Origin of the sequence: Mycobacterium sp. AZCC_0083 (genome assembly GCF_014202335.1) — a bacterium.
Classification (GTDB): domain Bacteria; phylum Actinomycetota; class Actinomycetes; order Mycobacteriales; family Mycobacteriaceae; genus Mycobacterium.
The window spans coordinates 152,154-163,171 of the sequence record NZ_JACHGP010000018.1 but is presented as its reverse complement, the minus strand read 5'-3'; the positions used below and the strand labels follow the sequence as shown (position 1 = coordinate 163,171).

Here is an 11,018-nt window from a genome sequence, read left to right as displayed (position 1 = left end):
CCGCCACCACAGCACCTACGACGAACACACCGCCTGGGCACACCGCCAACCCGCCAAAGCCGCTTGACACCTTACGAACCTGGGATGTCTAACCGGACGCGTAGACACCCGGGGGTATCGCTTGCAGGATGGGCTATCCGGGCTCGCGAACGGCGCTGTCGACGCACTGGTGTGGTCGGGTGGCGTACCGACACCGGCGATCGCAGAATTGGACGCGACATTGCCGCTGCGGATGCTCGACATCGGCGCGCTGGCAGTACCGATGGCCGACAAGTCTGGATACCCCTACCTCGCGCGCCGAGTTCCCAGCGGCGACTACGTGCCACCCGGCGTACGGACCATCGGCGTACCCGACCTGCTGATGTGCCGCCAAGACACCGCCGCCGACCTGGTCGCCGCAGTGGTGGACGTACTCGGCACTGACGCACCGCAACTCGTCCCTCCCTACGTCCGAGGGCTGCAATACCTCTCCCCTCCCACGATGATCCAGACCGGTCTCATACCACTGCATCCAGCCGCCGTCGACGCCTACCGAACCCTGCACGGCTGAACGCAAAACCGCGTATGCACCCGCCGCTTCGCCAACCGCTGGCAGGGCGCTCTCATCTGTGAATCTGTGAATCTGTGAATCTGTGAATCGTGCAAGGAAATTCGGCGAAAAGCCATCTTCTCTTCCTCGTCGAGGTGATTGCCGACACCATGGGGAATAGACAGCACGACCTAGGGGGAGACAATGATCAAGAAAACGTTGACGTGTGCCACGGCTATCGCAGCCAGCGCAATACTGCTCAGTGCCAATGTGGCCCAGGCTAATCCGGCGACACCTATGGCCGTCGTCGAGTCGTCCGCCGCGCAACTGTGCAGTGCCATTTCCGCCGCGCCCACGAAAGCCGGGGTGGCACAGGGCCTGACGAGGCTGCAGAATCAAGGGCTCGACTCGGCGGACGGAGCACTGGCGATCCTCATCGCGATTGGCCACGTCTGCCCCCAACACGAAGATCTCGTGATGAACACCATGGCGGCCTTCGCCGGCCAGGAAGGTTGCACCAAGCCGACATAAACCTGACGAATCTACCAATTGCACAAGGCTTCCGGTTCGCTGAAATCATGTCCATTTCTCGGCAGCGATGATCGCACCACACAGCGACGACCACGCCGACGCCCCGACGGGAGACACCACATGGCCAGCAACGGAAAGGCATTACTGGCCGGCGCAATCGCCGGGCTGATGGTCATCGGCGTGGCCTACTGGTGGAACCGGCGCGACGACAATGCCCCGCGACAGGGCTGCACCACGGTCGTCGTGACGGCCTCGGTCGAAAAGGCCGATCTGATGGGCGAAGCTGCCAAGCGCTACAACACCTCCGATCGCCGCGTGAATGGCAGCTGCTACGGAATCACCATCACCGCAACGGCTTCCGGCATCGCCGAGTCCCGGCTCACCGAGGCCGGCTGGGACACGGCCTGGGGCCCGGCGCCGGATGCCTGGTCACCGGCGGCGTCGACGTGGTTGCAACTGCTGCGCCACGACCGCACCGCCCACGACCGACCCGACATCCTGCCCGCCAAGGCGGAGTCGGTGGTCTCAACACCGATCGTCGTGGCGATGCCCGAGCCGATGGCGGCGGCGTTGGGCTGGCCCGACACCGCGATCGGCTGGGCCGATCTGCTCAACCTCGCCAATCACCCTGAAGGGTGGGGCGCCAAAGGCCATCCGGAATGGGGAGCCTTCAAGTTGGGCAAGACCAACCCCAACATCTCCACCACGGGCCTGTCTGCCACCGTCGGGGTATTCGTGGCCGCCACCGGCACGTCGAGCGACCTGACCCTGGACACCCTGAAAGATCTACGCGTGCGTAGTTTCGTTGCCGGCGTGGAGAAGTCGGTCACACACTACGGCGACACCGCGCTCACCTTCCTGACCAACCTGCAACGCGCCGACGACGCCGGGTCGGCGCTCGGCTATGTCAGCGCCGTGACCGTGGAGGAGAAATCCGTCGTGGACTACAACAGCGGCAACCCCGCCGGAGACCTCGAGGCCGCCGGCCAGCACGGCAAGCCAAAAGTGCCGCTGGTCGCCATCTATCCGAAAGAGGGAACACTCAACAGCGACAACCCGTTCGCGGTTCTGCAAGTTCCGTGGTCGGATCCGGGTAAGCAGGCGGGCGCCGACGACTTCCTGGCGTTCCTACGCGAGTCCGCACAGCAGGAGATGTTCACCGACGCCGGATTCCGCAGCTACGACGGCCATCCCGGTAAGACCATCACCGACAGTAGCTACCTGCGCGAGAACATCGGCGTTCCCACACTCGCCCCGCCGAGCCCGCCGGTCCTGGCGGCAGTCCGCGCCACCTGGGCCGAACTGCGAAAGAAAGCCCACCTACTGCTGGTGCTGGATGTCTCGGGGTCCATGGCGCAGTCGGCCGGCGGCGACAAGACCAGGCTGGAACTCGCCCAGGCCGCGGCCGTGCATGGCCTGGCGCAGCTGTCCGACACCGATGAGGTTGGGTTGTGGGCATTCCCAGGCGAAGGCCAAGTGTACTGGCAGTACCTGCCTATCGAGCCGCTCGGACCGCAGCGCAACGAAATGACCTACAGGATTCAACAGCTGATCCCGTCGGGCGGCACACCGCTATACGCCGTCACACGCAAGGCAGCCGAACAGGCCCGCACGACCGCGCGTGCGGACACCATCAATGCGATCGTGGTCATGACCGACGGCAAGAACGAGAATCCCGACGACACGGATCTCGACGGACTGATCCGCCAACTCACCGACAACGCTACCGAGGGCGGCGTTCGAGTCTTCACCATCGCCTATGGGAAGGACGCCGACCTGGATACCCTCAAACGCATCTCCGAGGCCTCACGAGCCGCTGCATACGACGCCACCGACCCGCTGACCATCGACTCCGTGTTCACCAACGTCCTGTCGAACTTCTAATGACGCACAGCGGCTTTCGGAAACGCTTGCGGGCGAGCATGCGCGACCCGTGGGTACTGCTCTTGGCGATTTTCGACGGCGCAACGACATGGGCGTGCGGTGTTCCCATTCCCCTGGCCGCGGTCAGCGCAGCCGTGACACTCGGCACGGCAGCAGTGTTCACTGCGCTGGGAACGAAGTACCGCAAGACGCCGGCGCCGCTGCGCGTCGGAACACGGCAACAGGAACTGATCGACCTTCTCGACGGGCACGTGCACTCACTGCAGGAACTGCAGAACAATGCGCTGCCCGATGTCGTGCGGCCCAAGGCGCAAGAAGCGTTGGCCGCGTCGGATACCGCTCGGCCTTCCGTACTGCAGATGGCAGCCGCCGTGGACGCGCTCGACGAGGCGATCGCGGCCGTCCGCAACGTATCCGGCCAGGGTGGGCACGCCACGGAATCAATCAACAAAACGATCGGCCGGTTGAGATCACGGCGGGCCAAACTGCTCGACAAACTCACCGCCGCCGTCGACGAGGTAGCCACCGTATACGCCGGGCTGCTCGAGCTATCCGCGACCGCACACACCAGCGGCGTCTCCATAGACGACACAGACGTCGGCGCAGTCAACGACTCGGTGACCCTGCTGCAGATGACCTTCGCCGAACTGGAGGCCGACGCGGCGAACCTCACCAACGAAGGGCTAGCGTGATTCATCATCGCGCGTCGACATCGAACCGAGCAGCCCGCGCCCTCTCGCCGACAAAATCGTAGGTCTGGCCGCCGCCTGTCACACCGTCCCGCGGGCGGCCCAAGCCGTAGCGGAGACGGTGAACGGGCCGCTACCCAGACGCTCGCGAGCCACTGATGCCAGCCGTGCGCGACCGTCTTCATCGAGTCGCTGGACGTAGTCACCGGCAGGACCGACACCGTATGTATATGGCTCCCACCACTCCTCAAACGTGGGGTGCACGACATCGACCGCAATGGAGCCTTCGTGCACATCGCGCACGCCAGCAGCTTCGAACAGCTCAGTCAGGTGCCCCATCGCTGCCCCCGAGAGGAGCGCTTCGTCTTCAACGTCAGGGTCGATCACGTGGACCGCATCCCAGAACGGCGCCAGCGCCCCGGTTGGCCCGTCCCATACGCATGCTGCGATGACACCACCACGCCGAGTCACTCGCGCCATCTGTCTGAGTCCGGCCACCGGATCCGTCATGAAGTGCACCACCAATTGCGCGAGAGCAGCATCGAAGACACCGGTGTCGTACGGCAATTCCTCCGCCGTACCTAGCCGCACGTCGACGTCTGGCAAGCTCGTGCGGATCGCCTCGATGAACGGCGGAGAAGGATCGATCGCCGCGACCTCGGTTCCCACCGAACGCAGGTGCGCCGTCAGCGCACCTGGTCCACAGCCGACGTCGAGCACAGTGTCGCCCGCGCCGACCCCGGCAAACGCCGCAAAGACCGCAGCGAGAGGCTCGGCGTATCGGCCCATGTACCGGGCATATGCCTCTGGCGGGACGACGAAACTCACGACGAAAATCTACGCCGCCAACCGCATTGCCACCTACACGTTGAACCGGAACTCCACCACGTCACCGTCGGCCATCACGTAGTCCTTGCCCTCCATGCGGACCTTGCCCGCCGCCTTCGCCGCCGCCATCGATCCCGCGGCGACGAGGTCGTCGAAGGACACGATCTCGGCCTTGATGAAGCCCTTCTCGAAATCGGTGTGGATGACGCCGGCCGCCTTGGGCGCTGTATCGCCCTGATGGATCGTCCAGGCCCGCGACTCCTTGGGACCCGCCGTCAGATAGGTCTGCAACCTCAACGTGTGAAAACCCGCCCGCGCCAACGCATCCAGGCCGTGCTCGGTCTGCCCGATCGACTCCAGCAGCTCGGCGGCCGACTCGTCGTCGAGCTCTTGGAGCTCGGACTCGATCTTGGCGTCGAGGAACACTGCATCGGCAGGCGCCACTATCGCGCGCAGCTCGGCCTTGCGGGCTTCGTCGGTGAGCACCGACTCGTCGGCGTTGAAGGCGTACAGGAAGGGCTTGATCGTCAACAGGCTCAGCTCGCGAAGCAGCGTGAAGTCCACGGCTCCCGACGACGCGGAGAACAACGTCTTGCCGCCGTCGAGCAACTGCTGCGCCGCCACCGCCGCCTCGTGGACGGGCTTGCGGTCCTTGTTGGTGCGGGCTTCCTTCTCCAGACGCGGCACCGCCTTCTCCAACGTCTGCATGTCGGCCAGGATCAATTCGGTTTCGATGATCTCGATATCGGCGGCCGGGTCGACCTTGCCGTCGACGTGCACGACGTCGTCATCGGCGAACACCCGCACGACCTGACAGATCGCGTCGCACTCGCGAATGTTTGCCAGGAACTTGTTGCCCAGTCCGGCGCCCTCGGACGCGCCCTTCACGATGCCCGCGATGTCGACGAACGTCACCGGCGCGGGCACGATCTTCTCCGAACCGAACATCTCTGCCAGCTTGGTCAGCCGCGGATCTGGCAAAGCCACGACGCCCTCGTTCGGCTCGATCGTGGCGAACGGGTAGTTAGCCGCCAGCACGTCATTGCGAGTCAACGCGTTGAACAGGGTTGACTTGCCAACGTTCGGCAGTCCGACGATTCCGAGATTTAGGCCCACGGGTAGGACAGTCTAGGGGCCCACACAGGCGCGTCAGAGCGCGCTGGCAGCGCATCCCGCGCGATTGCCGGTACGGTCAAATGCGTGTTAGGACAGCGCGCCGATTCGGCGATGGTGCCCGATCACCGCTCAGCCCTCCCCCGAGTGCCCGGAATTCCCTGGTGGGGCGCGGTGATCCTGGCTGCGACGGCATCCGCCGTCGGCTTTGCCTACGACGCTGGATCCGGTGACAACACTCTCAGCGCCGTGTTCTCGGTCTGCTACGCCGCGGGCTGCATATTGGCCGTGCTGGCCGTGCGTCAGTCGGGCGTCTTCTCCGCCGTGATCCAGCCGCCGTTGATCCTGTTCTTCGCCGTCCCGACGGCGTTCTTCGTCTTCCACGGCAGCAAGATCACCGGCATCAAGGACACCTTGATCAATTGCGGCTATCCGCTCATCGAGCGATTCCCGCTGATGTTCTTCACCTCGGCGGTCGTGCTGCTCATCGGGATGGGCCGCTGGTACTTCGGCATGGCCGCCCGGCGGGCCGCATCGCACGACGCCGAGACCCCCGACGCCGCGGCTGCCGACAGCGGGTTGGCGGCGGCCGCACTGGGCGCGACCGAGAAGCCGGCAGCGCGCAGGGGCCGTCGGCACTCCATCGAACGCCCCGGACGCGACGCCGTCGTGGAGGACGAGGCGCCGCAGCGCCCCGCCCGCAAGCCACGGACGACGGCCGGATCCGCGCGGGCGTCGCGCTCACGACACGCACGTCCGCCGGAGACCGAGCTCATCGAGCCCGTCGTCGACCGCCCACGTCGGCCACGGCCTGCAGGCCCGCCCGCCGAGCCTGAACCCCGTCGGCGCACACGTGCCTCCCAGCCCCGCGAGCGTGAGCCCCGCGAGCCTCGTGAACCACGCGACCCCCGTTCGCGTCGCACCCCACCGCCCGCCGACCCACGCGAACGGTCCGAGCGATACGACCGCCCGCAGCGGCAACCACGGCCCGACCCGTACGAACGTCCAGAGCGGCGCCGCCGGCCATCCGACTACGAGCCCTACGAACCGGGTCCCGCCAACGGCGCGCCCCGCAGCCCCAAGCCCAATGATTCTGGGTCGCACCACCCGGTGTCGCGTGTGCGCTACCGCGCCGCCGACGACGGCGGCGAATCGCGTACCGAGAACCGCAGCAGGCCGCCGCGCACCCGCAATCCGGAAACGGATTCCTGGCAGTACGACGTCTAAGCGCTCATCGCCGCGCGGGGCGGAACTCCCGTGGCAGCGCGAACACCAGCGTCTCGTTGGCCGTGGTGACGGGCTGGACCGTGCCGAAGCCGTACTCGGCGAGACGCTCCAGCACTCCCCGCACCAGGATCTCGGGCACCGATGCACCCGACGTGACGCCGACGCTGGTGACGCCTTCCAGCCACGCCGGATCGATGTCCTCGGCGTAGTCGACGAGGTAGGACGCATCCGAACCGGCGCCGAGCGCCACCTCGACCAGACGCACCGAGTTCGACGAGTTCTTCGAGCCGACGACGATCACCAGCTCGCACTCCGGTGCCATCGCCTTGACGGCGACCTGACGGTTCTGGGTGGCGTAGCAGATGTCGTCGCTCGGCGGGTCTTGCAGCGTCGGGAACTTCCCCCGCAGTCGACGGACGGTCTCCATGGTCTCGTCGACGCTGAGCGTGGTCTGGGACAACCAGATGACCTTGTTGACGTCGCGCACGGTGACCTTGTCGACCGCTTCCGGGTTGTCGACTATCTGGACGTGATCGGGCGCCTCTCCGGCGGTGCCAACCACTTCCTCGTGCCCCGTGTGGCCGACGAGCAGGATGTCGTAGTCGTCGCGGGCGAAGCGCTTGGCCTCGTTGTGCACCTTGGTGACCAGCGGGCAGGTGGCGTCGATGGTGCGCAGATTGCGCTCGGCCGCCTCGACGTGGACCGTCGGCGCCACGCCATGCGCGGAGAACACCACGATGGCACCCTCGGGAACCTCGTTGGTCTCTTCGACGAACACGGCTCCCGCCTTGGCCAGCGTTTCGACCACGTGCACGTTGTGCACGATCTCGTGCCGGACGTACACCGGGGCGCCGTGCTTTTCCAGCGCGCGTTCGACGGTTTCGACGGCGCGGTCAACGCCCGCGCAGTAACCCCGCGGTTCGGCGAGCAGAACTCGCTTGCCGGTTGTGGGGGTGACGACCGAGCTGGCGGCACCTGGGATGCCCATGTTGATCGTCGGTGTCATGGCTCAAGGGTACTGACCCACCTACCCGATCGCCCAGCCGTAGGCTTGCACGCATGGCTACTGCACCGTACGGGGTCCGTCTGCTGGTGGGGGCGGCGGCGACCGCGCTTGAGGAAACCCTCAAATTGCCGCAGACCGTCCTGATGTACCCGATGACCGTCGCCAGTCAGGTCGCGCATCTCGTGATGAAGGTCCAGCAGGACGTCGCCGACTTGGTGATCAAGGGCGACGAGACGCTTGAGCAGCTGTTTCCGCCGAAGGACGAGCAGCCGGAATGGGCGACGTTCGACGAGGACGAGGGCGACTCCCCTGCCCCGAGCACCAACGGGGAACGCCTGACCGAGGGGCGGTTCGCGCTGTACAGCACGGGCGAGCCGGAAAGTCCTGCACCCACGAACATCAACCCCGCGAAGTCCCTCCCGCCCGACGTCGTCGGCGCCCTAGACTACGAGTCGCTCACGCTGGCTCAGCTGCGCGCCAGGCTGCCATCGCTGAAGGTGGCCGATCTCGAGGCGCTGCTGTCCTACGAGGATGCGACGAAGTCGCGTGCGCCGTTCCAGACTCTGCTGGCCAACAGGATCACCCGCGCGACCGCGAAGTGACCCAGCCGAGCTCACCGGAGAATCCCTGGCCCGTCCGCGCGGTCGCCATCCGGGTGGCCGGCTGGATCGACAAGCTCGGCACGGTGTGGGTGGAGGGTCAGCTGACGCAGCTCAACATGCGCCCCGACGCCAAGACGGTGTTCATGGTGTTGCGCGATCCCGCAGCCGACATGTCGTTGACGTTGACGTGCCCGCGCGACCTGGTCCGCAACGCCCCGGTCAAGCTCGCCGAGGGCACCCAGGTGGTGGTGTGCGGCAAACCCAACTTCTACACCGGGCGCGGCACGTTCTCGCTGCGCGTCAGCGAGATTCGCGCGGTCGGTCTCGGTGAGCTGCTGGCCCGGATCGACAGGCTGCGTCGGCTGCTGGACGCCGAGGGCCTCTTCGACGCTCGGCTGAAGCGGCCAATTCCCTTCCTGCCCAACACCATCGGACTCATCACGGGGCGGGCATCGGCGGCCGAGCGCGACGTGACGTCGGTCGCGGAGGCCCGCTGGCCCGCGGTGCGATTCGCCATCCGCAACACGATCGTGCAGGGCCCCAACGCCGTAGCCCAGATCGTCGAGGCGCTGCGCGATCTCGATGCCGACCCCGACGTCGACGTCATCGTGGTGGCGCGGGGCGGCGGCAGCGTCGAGGATCTGTTGCCGTTCTCCGACGAGACGTTATGCCGCGCCATCGCTGCGTGCACGACGCCGGTGGTCAGCGCCATCGGCCACGAACCCGACAGCCCGCTGTGCGATCTGGTCGCCGACCTGCGGGCCGCGACGCCGACCGATGCGGCCAAGCGCGTCGTGCCCGACGCCGTAGCCGAGCAGGCACTCGTCTCCGATCTGCGCCGCCGCAGTGCACGCGCGCTGCGCAACTGGGTGCACCGCGAACAGCACACGCTGAGTCAGCTGCGCAGCAGGCCGGTGCTCGCACAGCCGCTCGCTGCGCTGACCGCGCGGACCGAGGAGATCCACCGCGCCCGCGCCGCCGCGCGCCGCGACGTCACCCGCCTGGTCGCATCCGAGACCGACCGGGTCGGGCACTTGTCGGCGCGGCTGGCCACACTTGGTCCGGCGGCGACGCTGGCGCGCGGGTACGCCGTCGTGCAGGTCGTGTCGGATTCCATGGCCGTGCTGCGTTCCGTCGAGGACGCTCCTGCGGGCACACGGCTGCGGATTCGCGTCGCCGACGGTGCCGTCACTACGCTCAGCGAGGGGTCAGATGAAGCCCATTAGTCAACTGGGATACGAGCAGGCGCGCGACGAACTGATCGAGGTAGTGCGCGCACTCGAACAGGGCGGCCTGGATCTCGACGCCTCCCTGAAATTGTGGGAAAGAGGTGAAGAGCTGGCCAAACGCTGCGAGGAGCACCTCGCAGGCGCACGCGAGAAGGTCGAAAAGGCGCTCGCGTCGCGAGACGACGAAGATAGCTGAGAACACAACCAGCCGGGCCGTTTCGAACCCAAACTGGAACACGTTACAGTTTTCTGGGTATGATTCGGCTCCATGGGTGACTCAACGCTGACCACTGATCTCGGCCGCGTCCTGGTGACCGGGGGCTCCGGCTTCGTCGGCACCAACCTGGTGACCGAACTTCTCGACCGCGGGCACGAGGTCCGCTCCTTCGACCGGGCACCCTCACCGCTGCCCGAGCACGCACGGCTGCAGACCGTCGTCGGCGACATCACCAACGCCGACGACGTCGCCTCCGCCGTCTCGGGCATCGACACCGTGATCCACACCGCGGCCGTCATCGACCTGATGGGCGGCGGTTCGGCGCCGGCCCGAGAGCGCAGCTTCGCTGTCAACGTCGGCGGAACCGAGAAACTCGTCGACGCCGCTCAGTCGGCCGGGGTGAAGCGGTTCGTCTACACCGCGTCCAACAGCGTCGTGATGGGCGGCCAGGTGATCTCCGGCGGCGACGAAACCCTGCCGTACACACAACGATTCAACGATCTCTACACCGAGACCAAGGTCATCGCCGAGAAGTTCGTGCTATCCCAGAACAACGTCGATGGACTGTTGACTTGCTCCATCCGGCCCAGCGGCATCTGGGGCCGCGGCGACCAGACGATGTTCCGCAAGTTGTTCGAGAGCGTGCTCGCCGGACACGTCAAGGTGCTCGTCGGAAACAAGGACGCCAAACTCGACAACTCCTACGTGCACAACCTGATTCACGGTTTCATCCTCGCCGGCGAGCACCTGGTGCCAGGGGGCTCTGCGCCCGGTCAGGCGTACTTCATCAACGACGGCGAGCCGGTCAACATGTTCGAGTTCTCTCGCCCGGTAGTCGAGGCGTGCGGCGAGCACTGGCCGCGCTTCCGGGTGTCCGGCCCGATGGTCCGATTCGTCATGACGCAATGGCAGCTCTTGCACTTCCGGTTCGGCCTGCCCAAGCCGCCGCTGGAACCGCTTGCCGTGGAACGGGTCTACATGGACAACTACTTCTCGATCGCCAAGGCCGAACGCGACCTGGGGTACCAGCCGTTGTTCACCACCGAGAAGGCGATGGCGGAATGCCTGCCGTACTACACGGATTTGTACGCCCAGATGAAGGCCGCGGGACGAGCCACACTCGCCTAGCCCCTACTCGCAGCTGCGACGCGGCCGGCGTTGTC

At 66.3% G+C, this 11,018-nt stretch carries 12 protein-coding genes; 9 read left to right on the top strand and 3 right to left on the bottom strand.

Annotated features, from left to right (window positions below; translation table 11 throughout):
• Positions 1–121: 121 nt before the first annotated feature.
• The 4 genes from HNP02_RS34275 to HNP02_RS34260 all read left to right on the top strand — a co-directional run bounded on the left by HNP02_RS34275 (position 122) and on the right by HNP02_RS34260 (position 3,636).
• The gene (locus HNP02_RS34275; protein WP_255507279.1) at positions 122–550 is read left to right on the top strand and encodes a TAXI family TRAP transporter solute-binding subunit; all 429 of its coding nucleotides are present in this window, start codon (positions 122–124) and stop codon (positions 548–550) included.
• Positions 551–733: 183 nt separating this feature from the next.
• The gene (locus tag HNP02_RS34270) at positions 734–1,060 is read left to right on the top strand and encodes a hypothetical protein (protein ID WP_184445122.1); all 327 of its coding nucleotides are present in this window, start codon (positions 734–736) and stop codon (positions 1,058–1,060) included.
• Between the two features lie 120 nt (positions 1,061–1,180).
• Complete coding sequence (locus tag HNP02_RS34265) at positions 1,181–2,944, top strand: substrate-binding and VWA domain-containing protein (protein WP_184445121.1); 1,764 nt, start codon at positions 1,181–1,183, stop codon at positions 2,942–2,944.
• A 38-nt stretch (positions 2,945–2,982) separates the two neighbouring features.
• Positions 2,983–3,636, top strand: a complete 654-nt coding sequence (locus tag HNP02_RS34260; RefSeq protein WP_184445120.1) for a hypothetical protein — start codon at positions 2,983–2,985, stop codon at positions 3,634–3,636.
• A 78-nt stretch (positions 3,637–3,714) separates the two neighbouring features.
• On the opposite strand, the gene HNP02_RS34255 is transcribed toward HNP02_RS34260, so the two are convergent.
• Together HNP02_RS34255 and ychF are read right to left on the bottom strand one after the other, a co-directional pair.
• A complete protein-coding gene (locus HNP02_RS34255; RefSeq protein ID WP_184445119.1) occupies positions 3,715–4,461 on the bottom strand; it encodes a class I SAM-dependent methyltransferase in 747 nt (248 codons plus the stop codon).
• A 33-nt stretch (positions 4,462–4,494) separates the two neighbouring features.
• Complete coding sequence (gene ychF, locus HNP02_RS34250) at positions 4,495–5,577, bottom strand: redox-regulated ATPase YchF (RefSeq protein ID WP_184445118.1); 1,083 nt, start codon at positions 5,575–5,577, stop codon at positions 4,495–4,497.
• 84 nt (positions 5,578–5,661) lie between these two features.
• Here ychF and HNP02_RS34245 point away from each other — a divergent pair, with 84 nt between their 5' ends.
• Positions 5,662–6,801: a DUF6542 domain-containing protein gene (locus tag HNP02_RS34245; RefSeq protein WP_184445117.1), complete on the top strand. Its 1,140-nt coding sequence runs from the start codon at positions 5,662–5,664 to the stop codon at positions 6,799–6,801.
• A 4-nt stretch (positions 6,802–6,805) separates the two neighbouring features.
• Here the strand turns inward: HNP02_RS34245 and HNP02_RS34240 are convergent, their stop codons facing one another.
• Positions 6,806–7,807 carry a 4-hydroxy-3-methylbut-2-enyl diphosphate reductase gene (locus tag HNP02_RS34240; RefSeq protein ID WP_184445116.1) on the bottom strand — a complete coding sequence of 334 codons (1,002 nt, stop codon included), beginning with the start codon at positions 7,805–7,807 and terminating at the stop codon, positions 6,806–6,808.
• A 53-nt stretch (positions 7,808–7,860) separates the two neighbouring features.
• On the opposite strand from HNP02_RS34240, the gene HNP02_RS34235 reads away from it, so the two are divergent.
• The 4 genes from HNP02_RS34235 to HNP02_RS34220 all read left to right on the top strand — a co-directional run bounded on the left by HNP02_RS34235 (position 7,861) and on the right by HNP02_RS34220 (position 10,983).
• Entirely contained in the window at positions 7,861–8,409 is a 549-nt protein-coding gene (locus HNP02_RS34235; protein ID WP_184445115.1) for a lipid droplet-associated protein, read from the top strand.
• Positions 8,406–9,635, top strand: a complete 1,230-nt coding sequence (xseA, locus tag HNP02_RS34230; RefSeq protein ID WP_184445114.1) for an exodeoxyribonuclease VII large subunit — start codon at positions 8,406–8,408, stop codon at positions 9,633–9,635. The genes HNP02_RS34235 and xseA overlap by 4 nt, the downstream gene beginning before the upstream one ends.
• On the top strand, positions 9,622–9,834 hold the full coding sequence (locus HNP02_RS34225; protein ID WP_184445113.1) for an exodeoxyribonuclease VII small subunit: 213 nt from the start codon (positions 9,622–9,624) through the stop codon (positions 9,832–9,834). Before xseA ends, HNP02_RS34225 begins: the two co-directional genes overlap by 14 nt.
• Positions 9,835–9,906: 72 nt before the next feature.
• A complete protein-coding gene (locus tag HNP02_RS34220) occupies positions 9,907–10,983 on the top strand; it encodes an NAD-dependent epimerase/dehydratase family protein (protein ID WP_184445112.1) in 1,077 nt (358 codons plus the stop codon).
• The last annotated feature ends 35 nt before the right edge of the window (positions 10,984–11,018 follow it).

Bases quoted from the DNA above. Each gene is read 5' to 3' on its own strand.
- HNP02_RS34235 (WP_184445115.1), top strand. From the start codon at position 7,861: ATGGCTACTGCACCGTACGGGGTCCGTCTGCTGGTGGGGGCGGCGGCG.
- HNP02_RS34225 (WP_184445113.1), top strand. From the start codon at position 9,622: ATGAAGCCCATTAGTCAACTGGGATACGAGCAGGCGCGCGACGAACTG.
- HNP02_RS34240 (WP_184445116.1), bottom strand. From the start codon at position 7,807: ATGACACCGACGATCAACATGGGCATCCCAGGTGCCGCCAGCTCGGTC.
- HNP02_RS34270 (WP_184445122.1), top strand. From the start codon at position 734: ATGATCAAGAAAACGTTGACGTGTGCCACGGCTATCGCAGCCAGCGCA.
- HNP02_RS34220 (WP_184445112.1), top strand. From the start codon at position 9,907: ATGGGTGACTCAACGCTGACCACTGATCTCGGCCGCGTCCTGGTGACC.
- HNP02_RS34265 (WP_184445121.1), top strand. From the start codon at position 1,181: ATGGCCAGCAACGGAAAGGCATTACTGGCCGGCGCAATCGCCGGGCTG.
- HNP02_RS34260 (WP_184445120.1), top strand. From the start codon at position 2,983: ATGCGCGACCCGTGGGTACTGCTCTTGGCGATTTTCGACGGCGCAACG.